Annotated in this window: 13 protein-coding genes; 5 read left to right on the top strand and 8 right to left on the bottom strand. The window is 52.7% G+C overall.

The annotated features are described in order from the left end of the window. Nucleotides 1-47 precede the first annotated feature (47 nt). The gene (locus D0B88_RS08515) at nucleotides 48-662 is read right to left on the bottom strand and encodes a DUF642 domain-containing protein (protein WP_040392872.1); all 615 of its coding nucleotides are present in this window, start codon (nucleotides 660-662) and stop codon (nucleotides 48-50) included. Nucleotides 663-939: 277 nt separating this feature from the next. On the opposite strand from D0B88_RS08515, the gene D0B88_RS08510 reads away from it, so the two are divergent. The 4 genes from D0B88_RS08510 (at nucleotide 940) to D0B88_RS08495 (ending at nucleotide 6130) form a co-directional block, all read left to right on the top strand. After that, nucleotides 940-2340, top strand: a complete 1401-nt coding sequence (locus tag D0B88_RS08510) for an NAD(P)/FAD-dependent oxidoreductase (protein ID WP_151056521.1) — start codon at nucleotides 940-942, stop codon at nucleotides 2338-2340. A 42-nt stretch (nucleotides 2341-2382) separates the two neighbouring features. Further along, nucleotides 2383-3405 (top strand): S9 family peptidase, encoded by a 1023-nt coding sequence (locus D0B88_RS08505; RefSeq protein WP_191966548.1) that lies wholly within the window; start codon nucleotides 2383-2385, stop codon nucleotides 3403-3405. Between the two features lie 89 nt (nucleotides 3406-3494). Further along, on the top strand, nucleotides 3495-4052 hold the full coding sequence (locus D0B88_RS08500) for an RNA polymerase sigma factor (protein WP_151056517.1): 558 nt from the start codon (nucleotides 3495-3497) through the stop codon (nucleotides 4050-4052). Continuing rightward, nucleotides 4049-6130, top strand: a complete 2082-nt coding sequence (locus D0B88_RS08495) for a VWA domain-containing protein (RefSeq protein ID WP_151056515.1) — start codon at nucleotides 4049-4051, stop codon at nucleotides 6128-6130. The genes D0B88_RS08500 and D0B88_RS08495 overlap by 4 nt, the downstream gene beginning before the upstream one ends. Before the next feature lie 149 nt (nucleotides 6131-6279). Here the strand turns inward: D0B88_RS08495 and D0B88_RS08490 are convergent, their stop codons facing one another. Both D0B88_RS08490 and D0B88_RS08485 read right to left on the bottom strand, forming a co-directional pair. Continuing rightward, nucleotides 6280-7290: a hypothetical protein gene (locus D0B88_RS08490; RefSeq protein WP_151056513.1), complete on the bottom strand. Its 1011-nt coding sequence runs from the start codon at nucleotides 7288-7290 to the stop codon at nucleotides 6280-6282. Between the two features lie 98 nt (nucleotides 7291-7388). Beyond that, the gene (locus D0B88_RS08485; protein ID WP_007644377.1) at nucleotides 7389-7901 is read right to left on the bottom strand and encodes a DUF1993 family protein; all 513 of its coding nucleotides are present in this window, start codon (nucleotides 7899-7901) and stop codon (nucleotides 7389-7391) included. 201 nt (nucleotides 7902-8102) lie between these two features. Here D0B88_RS08485 and ybaL point away from each other — a divergent pair, with 201 nt between their 5' ends. Then, the gene (gene ybaL / locus D0B88_RS08480; protein ID WP_151056511.1) at nucleotides 8103-9830 is read left to right on the top strand and encodes a YbaL family putative K(+) efflux transporter; all 1728 of its coding nucleotides are present in this window, start codon (nucleotides 8103-8105) and stop codon (nucleotides 9828-9830) included. A gap of 51 nt (nucleotides 9831-9881) precedes the next feature. On the opposite strand, the gene D0B88_RS08475 is transcribed toward ybaL, so the two are convergent. The 5 genes from D0B88_RS08475 to D0B88_RS08455 all read right to left on the bottom strand — a co-directional run bounded on the left by D0B88_RS08475 (nucleotide 9882) and on the right by D0B88_RS08455 (nucleotide 17675). After that, nucleotides 9882-10829 (bottom strand): hypothetical protein, encoded by a 948-nt coding sequence (locus D0B88_RS08475; RefSeq protein WP_151056509.1) that lies wholly within the window; start codon nucleotides 10827-10829, stop codon nucleotides 9882-9884. Beyond that, the gene (locus D0B88_RS08470) at nucleotides 10816-11160 is read right to left on the bottom strand and encodes a PadR family transcriptional regulator (protein ID WP_007644380.1); all 345 of its coding nucleotides are present in this window, start codon (nucleotides 11158-11160) and stop codon (nucleotides 10816-10818) included. Before D0B88_RS08470 ends, D0B88_RS08475 begins: the two co-directional genes overlap by 14 nt. 191 nt (nucleotides 11161-11351) lie before the next feature. Further along, nucleotides 11352-15521 (bottom strand): YhdP family protein, encoded by a 4170-nt coding sequence (locus tag D0B88_RS08465; RefSeq protein ID WP_151056507.1) that lies wholly within the window; start codon nucleotides 15519-15521, stop codon nucleotides 11352-11354. Between the two features lie 64 nt (nucleotides 15522-15585). Then, nucleotides 15586-17055 carry a ribonuclease G gene (gene rng / locus D0B88_RS08460; protein ID WP_151056505.1) on the bottom strand — a complete coding sequence of 490 codons (1470 nt, stop codon included), beginning with the start codon at nucleotides 17053-17055 and terminating at the stop codon, nucleotides 15586-15588. After that, entirely contained in the window at nucleotides 17052-17675 is a 624-nt protein-coding gene (locus D0B88_RS08455; protein ID WP_151056503.1) for a nucleoside triphosphate pyrophosphatase, read from the bottom strand. Before D0B88_RS08455 ends, rng begins: the two co-directional genes overlap by 4 nt. Between the last annotated feature and the right edge of the window lie 54 nt (nucleotides 17676-17729).

Here is a 17729-nt window from a genome sequence, read left to right as displayed (position 1 = left end):
CGCTCGCTGAATTCTCAACGAGCGGTTTTTTTATGCGGTAAAGAAAATTAAGCGCGGTTTTTTCTTCTTACCAACATTAAACCCAAGATGCCGATAGTCAACATAACCAGTGAGCTGGCTTCATTAACACTCGCGCGTGCCGTTACCACTACGTGGTCAATAAAGTTGCCGTAGGTGCCATTGGTCAGGGTAGAAAAAGTCAGCACACTGGTAGCTGCACCGGCAACAAAACTACCTTCAAATTTTGACCAAACACTGGTGGTGTGGTTGTCCAGAACCAACGCGAGGTTTGCTACGGAGAAGGAGAATGCCTCAGTGTCGTTTTGACGCGCGCGATAAAAGAATGAAACGTCGTAGGTTTGACCGGCACTTGTCGCCAGATTTTGGAATATAGAAAAAATGGCACCGTTGTAGGGGTCAGCATTTAATTCGATGTGGTTTTTACCGTCAGGAGCTTTTACACCACTCATGCCATTCCAAATCTCGATGCGGCTGCCTTCCCAACCATTTACGGCGCTCGCATTAAACGCTTTCCAGGAACCAGCGTTCACGGCGTTGTCTTCAAAACTACCGTTAACAATCAAATTAGCTTGTGCAGAAATCGATAAAAACAGACCCGCCAGCAATGCAAATACGGGAACAGAAATAACGCGTTTTAACATGATGGAATCCATTGATAAGTCAGTGAGGTTGGCTGGTTGTTTTAGCCTAGCCATTGTCGTCTAAATTAGCAATTATCAAGCCACACATGCAATTGCGATATAAATCAATATCATGCTGATAACCAAATCACATTAAAAATAGAATAGTGTAAAAAAAACCGTCAGCTGCCTGGATTTTAGGCCGCTATCGATATGGATTTTGGCGACGCAGGCTGTTTATACTCGCGCCGCGACAATTCCCCTAACGCCAGTGCGCTGAACACCCTAAGGAAGCACCATGAACACCCTCTTGGATAGCGACATTTCTGGCGCTTATAAAGACCCCCTAAATAGCACCCCTAGCAAACGTCAAAACCTTGTCGATAAGCCGCTGACAAATATTCCGACACTGACTAAAAACGTGCAAAAACACACTGTCGTTATTATTGGCGGCGGCCCCGCTGGCAGTGTGGCGGCCACCCGCCTGGCGCAAACCGGAGTGGATGTGCTGGTGTTGGAGCGCGAGCAATTTCCGCGCTTCCACATTGGCGAGTCGCTGCTGCCCAATGGCAATCGCATTTTGCAAGCAATTGGTGTGTGGGACAAAATCGCTGCCGCCGGTTTTATCGAAAAACGCGGTGCGCAATTTACACTTGCCGATCGCTCACGCACCGTGCGCAACGTGTTTGCCCAGGGCTGGGTGAAAGGGTTGGAGATGACCTATCAAGTCGAGCGCGCGCGTTTTGATGAGATCCTGCTGCGCCACGCCGAAAGTTGCGGCGCGCAGGTGTGGGAGCAATGCCCGGTCACCAAAGTGACGCGCACTGAATCCGGCTGGCAGTTGGAAGCCAGCCGCGCTGGTCAACCGCAGGTCATCAATGCCGAGTGGGTGATCGACGCCAGCGGCCGTCACTGTGTCATGGGCCGCGCCATGAAACTCGCTAAAGCCGCCTTGCCCTACCCAGGGCGCATGGCCGTGTTTAATCACTTTGAACATATGCAGCGCGATAGCGGTGAACCGGCGGGCGATGTGATTGTGCTGCGCCTGGAACAGGCCTGGTTTTGGGCGATTCCCATATCCCCCACCGTCACCTCCGTGGGTGTAGTGCTGCAAAAAAATGGTGGGCGCGAAAAAGACGAGAGCTGGGAGCAATTATTCTGGCGCAAAGTAAAAGAGTCGCCTTTTTTAAGCGATGCTCTCGCCCAAGCCAAACCCTTGGGTGAATACCGGATTGAATCCGACTACAGCTTTTCCCACGAGACCTTTGGTGCCGAGCGCTGCTTATTAGTGGGCGATGCCGCCAGTTTTATCGACCCGGTATTTTCCTCCGGCGTATACCTCGCACTGGAGTCAGGTTTACTCGCCGCCGACCAAATAGCAGCGCAACTGAAAGTCAAGCTACCGCTGTTAGCCGCGCACCGCGAAGCCAGGTTATATACGCGTTATACCAAAACCCTAAAGTCACAAATTGGCACCATGCGCCAATTGATCGATGCCTATTACGACAACAGCGCCTGCGAAGTCTTTATGTCGCCGCGCCCCACCTTGAGTTTGCCGCAGGCGATCAATTCCGTGTTGGCCGGTAGCCTGAAACCCGGTTTTGCGGTGCGTTGGCGCCTGTGGCTGTTTCAACAAATTTGCAAGCTACAAAAAAAGCGGCAGTTGGTGCCGCCCATTGAGTGGAACAACAAGTGCTAACACACAAATATGCCCCCAACAATAAAAGAGCAAAGGAACACCATGCGCACTATCGTTAGAATTCTTATCCTCACTGGGCTACTCAGTGCCTGTAGCGACCAACGCGAAGGAAGTGCATTGCAGGGCAGTGCCTTGGTTGTTTCCTCCCCATTAATCATGAAAGAAAAGGATTGCTTTAATTGGGGCGAAAATTATGCCCAATGGATAAAGGCATTCATGGGCGAGAGATCATCGCCACAATTTCAACAGCGCATTGAGCAAGACATTCCACCAACACTGTATGAAAAATATCGCACCGAGCTAGTGTGCAAACGTTTTGTGTACCGTGTTGATGGGCTGGATATTGAAGGAATCTATACCGCTCCAAAACAAGTGAAAGGCAAAACTCCCGCACTTATTTTTAATCGTGGCGGCAATGGCAGTTTTGGAAAAATAAAACCTGGAATAGTACTTAATAAAATGTTGCCGCTCGCCAGTGAGGGATATTTTGTTATTGCCAGTCAGTATCGCGGGGCAGGTTTGAATAACAATAATGGCTTTGATGAATTTGGCGGGCGCGATATTCATGATGTGTTAGCCCTGCTGGATATTATTGATGCAACCACCGGTGTTGATCCACAGCGTATCGGCCTTTACGGCTGGAGCCGGTGCGGCATGATGGCTTTTTTAGCGGCCAAACACTCCGACCGTTTTTCCGCAATTGTGGTGGGCGGCGCACCGACCGATTTGTGGGCAGAAGTGCAAACCGGGTTGCGCCCGGAAATGGAGCGCAATGTATTCCGCAAACGCATTCCCAACTATCAGCAAGACAAACAGCAAACCTTAATTGATCGCTCCGTGGTGTACTGGCTGGATGAACTTAAATCGCCCGCACCGATATTAATTTTGCATGGCGATAACGATCAAAAAGTGCGGGTTGAAAACGCCTTATCACTCGCGGAAAAACTTGCAGCACGCACTTACCCGCACAAACTGGTGATTTATAAACAAGGCGACCATGGTTTGACGCGGCATAAACAGCAAGTCCACCAGGAAACAATCGACTGGTTGCGTAAATATTTATAACTCACCAAGGATTTCCCCGCCAGGCTCGTCCAAGCAATATGACCAACCTTGCGCTCCTCAATACATTCTCTGACCGCCATGGAAACTCTATGACAGATGCGGATCACCCAGCGCTTATTCGTCAAGCTCAAGCAGGCGATGGCACTGCCTTTGCGCAATTGTTAGCGCAGCATTACGACACTATGTTCCGCTTTGCTTTTCGCTGGTGTGGGCACCGCAGCGACGCGGAAGACATTACCCAGCTCGCCTGTATCAAACTCGCACAATCCATTAACCAATTTCGTTTTGAAGCGGCGTTTAGCAGCTGGCTGTATCGACTGGTGATTAACTGCGCCAAGGATTGGTACAAGAGCCAACAGCGCCACCAGCATGACAATATCGACAGCTGGAGTGAGCCGGAGCAAGCGCCCGAGCACTACGCTGAAAACACTATTTATTTGCAGCAATTACTGCGTTTGCTTGATCAAATGGCCGAGGGGTTCAAAGAGACTGCACTGCTGGTGCACGGCGAGGGTTTAAGTCACGCCGAAGCGGCTGAAGTGCTGCACCTGAAAGAATCCACCGTCTCCTGGCGGCTGCATGAAATTCGTAAACAACTCAAAGCGCTGCAACAAACCGGCGATGGTAGTTGGGAGCCTTCCCCATGAACAAAAAGCCTATGAACGAAGACGATTTGCAAAAACTGCTACAACAGCAACCGCCAGCACCGGATGCCGATGCCAAGGCGCGTCATATGGCGGCAGCGATGGCGGCGTTTAATGCGCAGCACACTGCTGAACAAAACATCGCACAGGACACTATCCACAACATCAATCACAACAGCGAAAAAAAATCGAATATCCTCCAAGGATTTTTACAGCGCTTGCGTCTTACCCGTGACACCAACCATCACGGGAAAAACACTATGCGTGCTCCAACATTTGAACAACGCGCCTTCTGGCAAAAACCAGCATTAATCTCCGGCATTGCCGCCTCCAGCCTCGCGGTATTGGCAGGGCTGACATTTATGCAGCACTTGATGATTAATTCTGATGAGCAGGAATTAGCGGCGCGGATCGCACAAGAATCCCACACCAAGAATGTTCCACTGAATGTGCAACAACCCAGCGCTGATCTCACCCTTGAGGAATCCGTCGTTAGCGCTAATAGCGATTTAGCTAAAAAACAGGCAGTAGCAGAACACGAGCAATTAGCGCGTAGCAAAATGGTCGCCGTTCAGTCCCAAGCGATGATGGAACAGCAGCCCATGGCGCTCTCGGCACCTGCTCCCGCCTATGCAGCAGCAGATATGATGAGCCAACCCGCGCCGGAGTTTCGCGACCGGTTTAGCGATGTGAATGAAAACGGGGTACTCGCGGTAAAGAATAATCCGGTATCCACCTTTTCCATCGATGTGGATACAGCGTCCTATAGTTTTGTAAGGCGCATGCTCAACAACGGCCAGCTGCCGGAGAAAGATGCGGTGCGCAGTGAAGAGCTGATCAATTATTTTGATTACGCCTACCCCCTGCCCACCTCTAAAAAAACGCCCTTCACCACCAACGTGAGCCTGGTGGATTCTCCCTGGACCAAAGGCAACAAATTAATTCACATTGGCATTCAGGGTTATCAATTAACAGCGAGTGAAATTCCGCAATCCAATTTGGTGTTTTTGTTGGATGTGTCTGGCTCGATGGATGAACCGAGCAAATTGCCGCTGGTAAAACAATCCATGGGCTTGCTGCTGGATACCCTCAAACCCGACGACACTATTGCCATAGTGGTTTACGCCGGTGCCGCCGGCACTGTATTGGAACCGACTAAAGTTAAAGAGAAACAAAAAATTCTTGCGGCATTAACAAATTTGCAAGCAGGTGGCAGCACCGCTGGTGCCGAGGGTATCGCCCTCGCCTACCAATTGGCGGAGGCGAATTTTAATAAAAACGGTGTCAACCGCATTATCCTCGCTACCGATGGCGATTTTAATGTCGGCCAAACTGGCGATGAAGCACTGCAGGACTTTGTGGAGCGCAAACGCGAGCAGGGAATTTATTTATCGGTGCTGGGTTTTGGTCAGGGCAATTATCAGGATGCCCTAATGCAAACCCTGGCGCAAAACGGCAACGGCACCGCCGCCTATATTGATACGCTCAGTGAAGCGCAAAAAGTATTGGTCACTGAAGCCACCTCCAATTTATTTCCGATCGCGCAGGATGTAAAAATTCAGGTGGAATTTAACCCCAATACCGTGAAGGAATATCGCCTGATCGGCTACGAAACCCGTGCCCTTAAACAGGAAGATTTCAACAATGACAAAGTGGATGCCGGTGAAGTAGGTGCAGGCCAACGGGTAACAGCGATTTATGAAATCACCCCCGCAGGAGCGCAGAGTGGGTTGCTGGAAGAAAGCCGTTATCAACAAGAAACCAAGGTTGATACCAAAACAAGCAGCGAATATGCCTTTTTACGTTTGCGCTACAAATTACCGGGCGAAACCCAATCGCAATTGCTTGAAACCGCTATAGAAAAAAATGTACTGCCGGATGTAAATACTACCTATCAACAAGAAGTAAATTTCTCCATCGCTGTGGCCGGTTTTGCGCAGCTGTTACGGGGCAGCAACTACGCCGGTGATTTTACCTACGACAAAGTAATTGAACTGGCGCAAGCCAATAAAGGCAAAGATGAATACGGCTACCGCACTGAATTTGTACAGTTGGTCAGAAAGGCAAAAATTGCACAGTAGCGATTTTTTCACCTACAAATAAATTATCGAAAAAGAAAGTATCGACAAAGAAAATATCGGTAACTAAAAAGCACGACAAAAAAGCCGCCGCTCAGTGAATGAACGGCGGCTTTTTATTGGCTGCACCTTGTGATTGAGGGCAGTAAAATTTAATGCACCGTAAAACTCTCACTCACTTGTTTCAGCAGCACATGTTGCACGGCAAACTGCGAAGCCAGTGTCCAGGCATAAATCACATAAAAGTGCTCCGCCGTCTCAAGTGTAGTAATGACGTAAATAATCTTAATACCATCCACCTTGGCAGCGAGTGCAGCCTGCTGTGCAGCCATGCCGCCGATACTGAGTTTGCGCGGTGCTTCTTGCACATAAAATTCCTGGGTGGATTTTTCCAACCCCTGCGCAATTAATTCGCTGTAGCGTTGCAAATCAAAAGTGCCACCAAAATCAGTTTTATTTTCACGCAGCACCACGGCGTAAACATTTTCACGCAGATTCGCTACCCCAATCGCCGCTTCGGGATTCAACCGGCGCTCGCCTTTCCAGCTAGACGGGGTGGTCAGTGAAATAGTTTTATCGTCGCTGTAAGTGCGCAAATTAGTGAGTAAACCGGTAGCAGGCTCCTGCTGTTTATCGCCGCTTGAAGCCTTGGTGTGCTGCGTATTTTCCGCCGATGTTACAGGCGGTTGGTTTTTAGCGCGCGCGGCATAATTCTGGTAGGCAGGCAATGCCACGGCTGCAATTAACCCCACTAACCCAAGCAGTGCAACGCCCACCACAATTCTCGTCAGCCACACACCCGAGCCATCAGCGGCAAGCACTTTGATAGCGGCGGCTTCCGGCACGGAGGGCAATTCTGTGGCAACCTGAGGCTCAACACTTATCACCTGAGGCGCAGCAACGGGAGGTGCAAGGGGTGCAGGAGTTGCGCCGTGATCGATAATTTCGCAGTAGCCGCCAGCATTTTGAATGGCGGTTTGGTATTTGGCGGCGGTTGTTGCATCCACACCGGCTTTTACTAGCGTGCGCGTTTTGCGCAGCATTTTTTCGATGGTGGGAGCATCTTTTTTGAAGAGTGCGGCAAGGTTGCGCACCAGTGTTGCTCTATCAAAACCGGCGCGAGGTTCGGCCAGCAGGTATACATCCAGGCGTTTTTCAGTCATGCGCGCACCCTTTTGATAACCGGCGCGACATGTATGCTGACACCGGAGGCCCCTGTGTCAGCGTGGTTGTCGCGCCAATTTATTATTGAGGCGCCATATTAACTTTTGTAAGGCATAGCTCCAAGGTAATCCTTTTTGCCTACGTCCACGCCGTTGTGACGCAAAATCGCATAAGCAGTGGTGATGTGGAAATAAATATTCGGGATTGCATGTTGAATCGCAAACTCGGTACCGGTCAGATATTTACCTTCCCAGCGCGGTTGGCTGATATGGCGCTCGGCAGCACCCTCAAACTCTTCCGGTTTAACACTGGCAAGGTAATCCAGTACCGCTTGGATACGCGCTTTTAATTCCGGCAAGGTGGTTTCTGTATCGGCATGTACCGGTGCGGAATCCACTTTACCAATCAACCGCGCCACACCTAACTTTGCAGTGTCACACGCGATTTGCACCTGGCGGATCAAGTTGAATTGGTCGGGTGCAAGGCGCGAATTAAGCAACACAGATACATCAAATTTTTTCGCTTCAGCTTGTGCAGCGCCTTTATCGAGTATCGCACTGAGGTTATTGAGTGCTTTGGTAAATTGCACCACGGTAAGTTCATAAAACATGGCATTCTCCTTTGAATGACGGGGGCTAGCTTGAGGGATATTACGCATTGCGGTTTGCACTTAGTGGGGTTCTAGCAGGGACTATTCAATCCACAGGGTGTAAATAGCGCGGTAAAAAAACGCAAATATTGGCTCATTGCTTGCATTGCTTTTATTTCAGCCAATATAGTTAGGTCTCATTCATCAAGGACTTAGCTGCTTATGCCACATGACATTAGCCTAATTACCACCATTGCTGCCGGCCTCGGCCTGGCGATGATCCTGGGGTTCGTCGCCGCGCGCCTGCGCTTACCACCGCTCATCGGCTACCTCGTGGCCGGTATTATTATCGGCCCCTCAACTCCCGGTTTTGTCGCCGACATGGCACTCACTGCCCAGCTCGCGGAAATTGGCGTGATGCTGCTGATGTTTGGTGTTGGCCTGCATTTTTCGGTGGGCGACCTGATGGCTGTCAAACGTATCGCCGTACCGGGTGCGATGCTACAGATCACAATTGCCACTCTGCTCGGCGCCGGTGCAGGCTATTGCTGGGGCTGGGATCTGGCGCAATGCCTGGTGTTTGGTTTATCGCTTTCCTGTGCCAGTACGGTGGTGCTGCTCAAAGCGCTCGAAGCGCGCGGGCAAATTGAAACGCTTAATGGCCGTATCGCTGTGGGTTGGCTGATAGTGGAAGATCTGGTGATGGTATTAGTGCTGGTACTACTGCCAGTGATCGCGGGCATCCTGGGGACTATCCCCGCTACCGATGGCCACGCCCCTGCAGCCAACGACCAGCATATCGCCGTCACACTATTGATCACACTGGGCAAGGTTGCCGCGTTTGTGGTGTTTATGCTGGTAGTAGGCAAGCGTTTACTGCCCAAATTGCTTTGGTGGGTGGCCGGCACCGGTTCGCGGGAATTATTCAGCCTCTGTGTTATTGCCACTGCCGTAGGAGTCGCCTATGGTTCGGCGCTGCTGTTTGATGTCTCTTTCGCGCTGGGTGCTTTCTTTGCCGGCATGATGCTGCGCGAGTCGGAATTCAGCCACCGCGCCGCCGATGATTCCCTGCCGCTGCGCGATGCCTTTGCCGTATTGTTTTTTGTGTCGGTCGGCATGTTGTTTGATCCTCGCATTCTGCTCGACGAACCGCTGAAGGTGCTCGCCGTCGTGACCATCATTATGTTTGGGAAAACCATCGCAGCAGTCGCACTGGTACTGGTCTTTCGCTACCCGCTCAACACAGCATTGATTGTTGGGGCAAGCCTGGCGCAGATCGGCGAATTCTCGTTTATTTTGGCGGGCTTGAGCATCAGTTTGGGCTTGATGGATATCCAAGCACAAAACCTGATCCTGGCCGGTGCCTTGGTTTCCATCGCCCTTAACTCGTTAATGTTTACTCTGCTGGAACCGCTGCGCAATTGGGCACTCAAGCACTCAGCCTTTGCACGCAAATTGGAAGTGCGCGATGACCCATTGGCGGTATTGCCGATGAGCACCGACGAGGTTTATCTTTCCGGCCAAGTGGTACTCGTGGGTTATGGCCGCGTGGGTCGTCGCATTGCCAAAATACTCGACGAGAAGCACATTCCTTATGTTGTGACCGAAGCCAATCGCGCCATCGTTGAAGAGTTGCGCGCGAAAAATATTCCCGCGGTGTGCGGCGATGCCGCTGACGCGAATGTACTGATTCAAGCGCATATCGCCAAGGCAGGCATGTTGGTAGCAGCAACATCCAATACCTTTCATGTACGCCAAATGGTAGATATTGCGCGCAAATTGAACCCCAAAATTGAAACCGTCATTCGCACCCACAACGAAGAAGAAGCCGAACTCTGGGTGAAAGAAAATATTGGCCGGATATTTTTAAGCGAACAGCAATTGGCAGGTGGTATGGCAGAACATGTACTGCAACGGATGGGCAAAACCATTACCTCGCCCAGCCACTAACCCCAACCGGTGCTGGTTCGACTGCCCGAACCAGCACTCTTGACGCTGCAGCTAACGCGATAATTGCCAGGCGCGATACCCACTCCAACCCGCCATAAACAATAGCCACATACCTACCCAGAATAATCCCCCGCTAATAATGTGATTGGCGAGGCCGAGAAACTCCAGCCGCTCTGTTAATGGGTTATGGGTATCCACCACAATCGTCTCCAACCGGCTCAGCCCGAATAACAAAGCCGCGATGACAAGGTTAATGAGCGCATCAATTATCAACTTCGGCACAGTCCAATAAGGGTAGAGCAAATTCCACAGGCCAAAACCGAGCGAGGCGATCATCGCCAGTGACAGCAGTGGAATCGCGGTTTGTACTTCCGGGGTAAAACCGATGGTGAGCCCGGCAAGCTGTGCGGAGGGAAGCCACAAGGTGTAATTCAGCAGTAACAAAAAGAACAGGTCGCTGGTGAAATCCACGCTTTGCTCACAGCTGCTAATACGCTGCCAAGGGCGGCTCACCGGTGGCAATTTCTCGGGCGACCAACACTGGTAGGGCTTAAACAAGGGTTTGCCACCGGGTGGATTGCTGAAGACATAAAATACCCCGGTAATCACCGCAAATGTGATCAATCCTTTCATCACTAATCCATGCAAAAAACCAACAATATTGATTTGTCCCGAGCTGAGAAAACCAATACCGAATTGAATCAAACCGAGCATAAACACCAAAATCAGCCCGTAATGCAGCGCTTGTTTGTACAGGGGAAACAGGGCGGTGGTAACCAGCTGTTGCGGTGGTAGAAAACTGGCCGCCACTTGCTGTGGATGCCCCAGCGCAACCAAAACACCAGAGACTTCTGCCGCTGTCGGTTCGCGCCCCAACTGCTCGCGCAGCGATTCCAAACTATCGAGCACATTCGCGCGCAACTCACGGGTAATCTCCTCGCGGCGACTCTGTGGCAGGGCTTGCGCTACCGCGCCCATATAGCGATCAATCAGTTCCATGTTGCACCTCCAAAATCTTAGCCAGATGTTGATTCAATTCCTGCCACTCGGCGCCCAAACTTGCCAGCAACTCAGCACCCTCGGGCGAAAGCTGGTAATAGCGGCGCTCGCGTCCTTCCCCCTGTTGCCACTCGCTGGTCAGCAGGCCCTGCTCGGCCAAGCGGCGCACCAGTGGGTAAAGCGTGCCCTCGTCTATATCAATGCCCGCCTCCTGCAATTGTTTGCGCAGCGAGTAGCCATAGTGGGATTGGCGCAGGGAACCCAACACAGCTAGCACCAAAATTCCCCGCCGCAACTCCTGTCGCAACTTTTCCAAATGTTCTTCAGCCATAACAACTCACCATTACTGTGTGATACACAGTAATTACTATGCGCCGCACAGTATAAAAATACAAGCCGAAGAAAGCATATTTTTTAAGCAACCATGGCGTTTACACAAACGCCAGATAATAAAAAAGCAGCCGAAGCTGCTTGTTTGATTTGGGTGTTTTTTAACCTGCGAAAATAAACACCGAGCTGTTACTACTGTTCCGTTTGCCGTCGCCGCTGTTTTTTCTCGGCTGCATTTTTCTTTACGCTGTCGCGCAGGCTCTGTTCACTTTCAAACAGGCGATCAAAGCGCATTTTGGGATTATCCCAACTGCCTTTGATGGTGTAACTGACACTGGTGGCTTGATCTACCTGTTTCTTAAAGAGTTTACTGACCAGATAAATCCCCGCCGCCGCCGGCAAACCGGTCGCCAGTGCCGCATAAAAAGTCACATTACCCGCTACCGGTAAGGCGGCAATCAAGCGGGTGTTGAGCCGCTCGCGGCGCAGGTCGATGGTGCCCGCCATCTGCATACCACTGGATGGCGTTGTCACTACCAGCGGCTCTTCAAATACCAGGGTGCCCTGATTAAAACGCACTTTGCCGGTGATTTCGTCGTAGGCCAAGCCACTTTTATACAGATCCGAAAAATCCAGGCGCAAGCGGCGTGCAAGGGAGTCAAAATTGAGCACCGACATCAGGCGTAAAATACCTTCGCCCGCACTGGCATCGCGTTTAAAGCGGCCATTCTCCATGGCGATGCTCATTTCACCACCGAGATTCAACAAGCTGAAATCCTGTGGTGATCCAGGCCAAAACAGGTCGGCCTCATAGCTGGCTTTGGTGCTGTCCAGCATGTCGGGTTTTTGCCAATCGCGCAGTACCGCCCCTATATCACCCGCACTCAAACGGCCGATGAAACGGGTCTGCACGCCAACGTCTGTGTTTTGCCAAATCAACCGCGCACCGGCAGATTCCGGCTCCGCCGGGTTGTCGTCGATACTGCTGACGGTAACGCCGCGAATGGTGCCGCGAATATTGTCGATCACCACCCCACGCTGGTCCGGGCGCAACTGCAGCGACCAGGTGCCGTAATCTTTATCGTCCAGCAACAGGGACTGCACGCTGATATTCGCCAGCGGCAACTTGCGTGGATCTATGACTTTTACAACCTCCGCCGGTACTTCCGCTGCTTGAGCCGGTGCCTCAGCATCGGTGGCAACCACGGGTTTGCTCAAACCCAGCTCCACCGAATTAAGCGAAAGCCGGCGCAGATTTACGTCGATGGGTACAAACGTACTGGTCGGTACAAATACATCACCCTCTACGACCGGATTCTTAACTGCCAATTGCCAACCGGCTTGCACTGGCATGGCGGTAACCGCCAGATTTTCCAGCGTCATGGGCCCAAGCTCGTACTCCCCCAGCACCAACTCCAGCAAAAAAGGTAAACCGGCGATTTTGCCTACCGCATCGGCAGCACTGGCAAGTGACTCGCTGTCACCGTAGGAGGGAGTTGATAGCGGGCGAACCACAACCGGCGTGAGGCGCTCGGCATAGGCGAGGTAGCGAGCCTGTACTGCTTTCCAGGCATCCAGATCTATGCCCGGTAAGAAGCCGGAAACCAGAAACTGCGCCTTGTCACCCAAGCGGGCATCGGCCGCCAACGCGATATTGGCATTGAGCAGTTGATTGTTATTCCCTCTGTCCATGCGCAACAGGGCTTGCACATCCTGATTGTAATCGACGCGAATTTGCGACTGTTTTTCCTGTAACCAGAGGGAGAATTTAAAGGGGCGCTCATCGCGCGCGCGCTTGCCATAGGGTGCGGGTAAATCAATGCCAACACCCGCCAGGTTGGAGCTAAGGGTCACGCGCGCAAAGGACTGGGCTGCAAATTCACGCGGGCTCAAGGTATTCAGCGGGTTATCGTCGGCCACGCCGGGGCGAACCAAGTGGTTCAACTCTACCCGCGCCTCGTAGGGCATTAGCCCTTCAAAAAACAACGCTTCAGGGCGTTTACTCCACAGTGCCAGCTGCTCACTATCCACCTTGCCTTGCAGGTCGATGAGGGTTTTATTGGCGCCTTTGGTTTTGTCGCTCGCCAGACTTAGTTGCAGCGGCTCACCAAAAAACACGCCTTGCAAGTCTTTACTGGCAATACCACTGGTGCTGCTGTAGCTGATGTGGCCACGTAAATCATTGACACTCAAATTGAGATTCTGCAGCTCAAACAGCGGCGCCTGCAGATCTACATCCACCTGTTGGCGGGCATCGGCGGGTTTATCCTCGCCGCTGCCGAGTGGGATATCCAAATCCAGACGGGCGAGCATGTCGCCCTGCATCGACCAGGAATCCATGCTGCTGCCCAGGTATTGGCGCAACTGACCCTCGCGCAGCACACGAATGCCATCGCTGGCCAAACCGCTGATTTGTCCATCCACTTGCAACAGGGAGCCGCGCCCCTGCACACGCGGGTTCACTTTAATTACCCCATGCTCAACCCGGCTATCCAGCACCTTGGCGCTGTCCACCCTCGCATCCACATGAACATCACTCACCGACAGCTGCCCATTCACCTCGCTCAGGGCTGGCCAGCCGGGATGATAATCGAGCGCGACGCCGCTCAGGTTCAACGCCAGTTGGGCAGTGCGCGCCTGGGCATTGCGAGTATTGAGCGTGCCGCGATACATAAAGCCAACCCGGCTGGCGATGCCAGGATTGCTCTCGCCCAAACTCTCTGCCAACCATTTGCGCAGCGACTCCGGCAGGGTTTGCGGTAGATAGGTTTTATAGCGGCTGGCACTGACGTTCTGGCCACCCACTTGCAGATACAGGTCGATATCGCCGGTATTACGTTTCCAGGGCAACCCCAACCACATGTAACCATGGGCCAGTTCGTCGCCCTTTTGAAACTCCAACAGCCCACTGTTGACGTAAATCTGATTCTTGTCGCGCTGTAAATGCCAGGCGATGTGGCCGCGTGCGCGGTCATAATCCATGGGCTCGGCAAAGGTAGGTGAATAATGCATGGAAAAACCGGAGCGACTATCGAGCGCTACAAAACCGGTTTTTTGCCCCGTTTGCAGGTAACCATCGACCCCGACCAGCGCTGGCATTCCACGCCAGGCCCCCATGGCGACCTGATGCAAATTGGCGCGCAGTTGCCATTCGGCGGGAGTGTGAATAGGCAAACTCAGCTGGATATTGCGCAACTCGCCACGCGGAGCAAGGCTGGTCAAGGCATCGGCCAACACACCTTGGGGCAGTACCCCGGAGCGAGCAAATAATTGGTTGAGCCGCGCCAAATCCAGACGATCCATATTCATCGTCAGGGGTTGCTTGAACCCGCTGGACGAGAAAGCGATATTGGCACCGTCGATTTGCTGATCCTGCACCACGGCTTTGAGCGCCTGCAGGCCCAAACGCCAAGTACCGCCCGGCAGCCAGTGGCCCGTCAGCTCGGTGCTGAAATCATCCAGTGCCAAACGGCGCTCAGCGAGCGGCACTGACAGCCGCTGCAAGGCAAGACGCCCACTCAGGTCATAACCCGCCCCCTTGGCGCGGCTTTCAAACCAGATATTGGCATCCAAACTGCCCTCGCTTTGCAGTACCGATTTGCCGGCACCGCCGAGTAGAAAAGCAGTTGCTGCAGCAACGGGCTCGCCGGTAGGAAAGCGGTTGAGCTGTAAATAACCCTTGCTGCGAAAACGTTTGGACTGGCGTGGATCGCCCTGCCCTTCTACCACCAGATACACACTGCGCGGCTGCTCATCCACATCAATCTGCAGCGCCAGACGATGAAAATCGCCCGCACTTTCAAGCAGTACATAAGGTGAGTCCAGCAGCATTTGTTGTCCGCTGGCAAAGGCAAAACGAAGGCGACTGCTCTGCAATTCAATGCGCGTGGAGAGCAGCAGCATATCGACCAGACTATTGAGATCCGTGCCCTTGGCCTCGTCATCCTTAACCTCTGGTAAACCGGCAATGCGCCAGAATCCCGAATCGGTCTGGACAAAGTCCATATCAACCTGATTGAGGCTGAGATTGCTCCAAACCAACCGGGCATTGCGCAGGGATTTGAGGATATCAAAGCGCATCCGCGCTTCAGCAACCGCCACTATGGGCAGGCCGCCATGGCTTTGCATGCGGAAGTTGTCTACTACCAGACTGGGTTTCAGCCCGTTCCATTCGGCCTGGATACTACCAATCTCTACCTGGGCATTGAGCTTATCGGACAGATAACCGGCAATCCCCTGATTGTAGTCACCCAACAAATGGGAAAAGCTGCGCCCGGACTGCACCACTACCGCTAATAGAATCAGCGCCAGGGCAATCAGCAGGTAACACCATTTCACCAATTTATGTAAGGTGCGTTTCATTACAGCGATGTTTCTCAGGGTAAAAACCAGGGTAAGGGACAGGTAAAAGCGCTAGTGGAACAGGTCACACCAACACAATATCGTACTGCTCCTGATGGAAGAGCGCCTCAACCCTGAATTCGATAGTACGGTTAATAAAGGCTTCCAAATCCGCCACGTAAGTGGCTTGTTCGTCGAGTAGGCGATCCACCACCAACTGCGACGCCAACACCAAAAACTTCTGATTGTCATAAGTGCGCGCCATGCGCAAAATTTCGCGGAAAATCTCATAACACACAGTTTCCGCCGACTTAACCTGACCGCGCCCCTGACATACCGGGCAAGGCTCACACAACAGCTGCCCGAGTGACTCGCGGGTGCGCTTGCGCGCCATCTCCACCAAGCCCAACTCCGAGACTCCGGTAATACGGGTTTTGGCGTGATCTTTTTCCAGCGCCTTTTCCAAGGTACGCAATACCTGCCGCTGGTGTTCGGCATCCTTCATATCAATAAAATCGAGAATGATAATGCCGCCCAGGTTGCGCAAGCGCAGCTGGCGCGCAATCGCGGTCGCCGCTTCCAGATTGGTTTTGAAAATCGTCTCTTCCAGGTTGCGATGCCCGACAAACGCACCGGTGTTGACATCCACCGTGGTCATGGCCTCAGTCTGTTCGATAATCAAATAGCCGTTGGATTTGAGCGCAACCCGCGGCTCCAGTGCACGCCGAATCTCCTCTTCCACACCGTAAAGTTCCAGCAGCGGGCGATCGCCACTGTAAAGCTCGATCAACTCCACTAACTGGGGTGCGTATTTGGCGGCAAACTCCTGCATTTGCTGCCAGGTCAGGCGCGAATCCACCCGCACCCGGTCGATAGGCGCGCGCGCCATATCGCGCAGGGCGCGCAGATAGAGCGGCATATCGCGATGGAGTTCCGCTGGCACCCCCAAACCGGGCAACTTTGCACTTAAATCCTGCCAAAGCTGACATAAAAACGGAATATCGGCATTGATGGCATCGGCATCCGCGCCCTCAGCAACGGTGCGCACAATAAAGCCGCCACTAATGCCCTGCCCGCTCACCGCCGTTTCGACTGCCTGGCGCAAACGCTCGCGTTCGGGTTCATCCTCTATACGGGTAGACACACCAATATGAGAGGAGTTGGGCATGTACACCAAGTAGCGCGACGAGAGGGTCAAATGGGTGGTTAAACGCGCGCCTTTGGTACTGATCGGATCTTTGGCCACCTGTACCAGAAGTGTCTGCCCCTCGCGCACCAGAGTGCGAATATCAGGCACTTCACCGCGCCGCACTTCACCTTCGGGCGGCTCAGGCATCATGTCCGCGGCATGGATAAAACCGGTGCGTTCAAGGCCAATATCCACAAACGCCGCCTGCATACCCGGCAGTACCCGCACGACTTTGCCTTTATAGATGTTGCCAACGTAAGTTTCGCCGTGGCTGCGTTCGATGTAGAACTCCTGCACTACGCCGTTTTCGACCAGCGCGACCCGGGTCTCTACCGGGGAGACGTTAATCAGAATTTCTTCGCTCATGATCCGCACTCCGCCACTGCTGGTGTCCACCAAGGCACCGCAAATTCACGCAACAGCTCGCAGGTAGCCTCAATTGGTAAGCCCACCACACAGGAATAACTACCGCGGATTTCCTGCACAAATACCGCACCCAACCCCTGGATGGCATAACTACCGGCCTTGTCCTGCGGCTCACCGGTTTCCCAATAGGCGGCAATCTCACTATCGCTAAGTTCGCGAAAAGTTACATCGGTGGTGGACACACGGAGCGCTTGTCGGGTGGACGAATGGAGGGCTACAGCGGTAATCACTTGATGGGTGCGGCCAGAAAGCTGACGCAACATTGTCTGGGCATGATCTTGATTGAGAGGCTTTTCCAAAATTTTGCCATCGAGCAAGCCGAGGGTATCGGCGCCCAGCACAGGGGCCAGTGGAAGTTGCTGCTGGAGCAACTGGGCAAAACCGGCAGCGGCTTTTTCACGCGCCAAGCGCTGCACATAATCCAGCGCCGTTTCACCCGGAGCGGGCTGCTCAGGAATAGAGGCATTAATCACCGCATGAACAACACCAATCTGCTGCAATAGCTCACGCCGACGGGGCGATTGGGATGCCAGATACAAGGAGGGAACAACTGCATTCACCCTGAATTCTCCTGCTATCACCGTCGTGGGTGATATAAATTATTCGTTAACCGG

Source organism: Cellvibrio sp. KY-YJ-3, from assembly GCF_008806955.1.
Taxonomy (GTDB): domain Bacteria; phylum Pseudomonadota; class Gammaproteobacteria; order Pseudomonadales; family Cellvibrionaceae; genus Cellvibrio.
This window is presented reverse-complemented; position numbering and strand designations above follow the sequence as displayed.

What these genes read in the sequence shown, in the direction of transcription:
- D0B88_RS08515 (WP_040392872.1), bottom strand. Translation starts at nt 662, where the DNA reads ATGTTAAAACGCGTTATTTCTGTTCCCGTATTTGCATTGCTGGCGGGT.
- D0B88_RS08510 (WP_151056521.1), top strand. Translation starts at nt 940, where the DNA reads ATGAACACCCTCTTGGATAGCGACATTTCTGGCGCTTATAAAGACCCC.
- D0B88_RS08505 (WP_191966548.1), top strand. Translation starts at nt 2,383, where the DNA reads ATGCGCACTATCGTTAGAATTCTTATCCTCACTGGGCTACTCAGTGCC.
- D0B88_RS08500 (WP_151056517.1), top strand. Translation starts at nt 3,495, where the DNA reads ATGACAGATGCGGATCACCCAGCGCTTATTCGTCAAGCTCAAGCAGGC.
- D0B88_RS08495 (WP_151056515.1), top strand. Translation starts at nt 4,049, where the DNA reads ATGAACAAAAAGCCTATGAACGAAGACGATTTGCAAAAACTGCTACAA.
- D0B88_RS08490 (WP_151056513.1), bottom strand. Translation starts at nt 7,290, where the DNA reads ATGACTGAAAAACGCCTGGATGTATACCTGCTGGCCGAACCTCGCGCC.
- D0B88_RS08485 (WP_007644377.1), bottom strand. Translation starts at nt 7,901, where the DNA reads ATGTTTTATGAACTTACCGTGGTGCAATTTACCAAAGCACTCAATAAC.
- ybaL (WP_151056511.1), top strand. Translation starts at nt 8,103, where the DNA reads ATGCCACATGACATTAGCCTAATTACCACCATTGCTGCCGGCCTCGGC.
- D0B88_RS08475 (WP_151056509.1), bottom strand. Translation starts at nt 10,829, where the DNA reads ATGGAACTGATTGATCGCTATATGGGCGCGGTAGCGCAAGCCCTGCCA.
- D0B88_RS08470 (WP_007644380.1), bottom strand. Translation starts at nt 11,160, where the DNA reads ATGGCTGAAGAACATTTGGAAAAGTTGCGACAGGAGTTGCGGCGGGGA.
- D0B88_RS08465 (WP_151056507.1), bottom strand. Translation starts at nt 15,521, where the DNA reads ATGAAACGCACCTTACATAAATTGGTGAAATGGTGTTACCTGCTGATT.
- rng (WP_151056505.1), bottom strand. Translation starts at nt 17,055, where the DNA reads ATGAGCGAAGAAATTCTGATTAACGTCTCCCCGGTAGAGACCCGGGTC.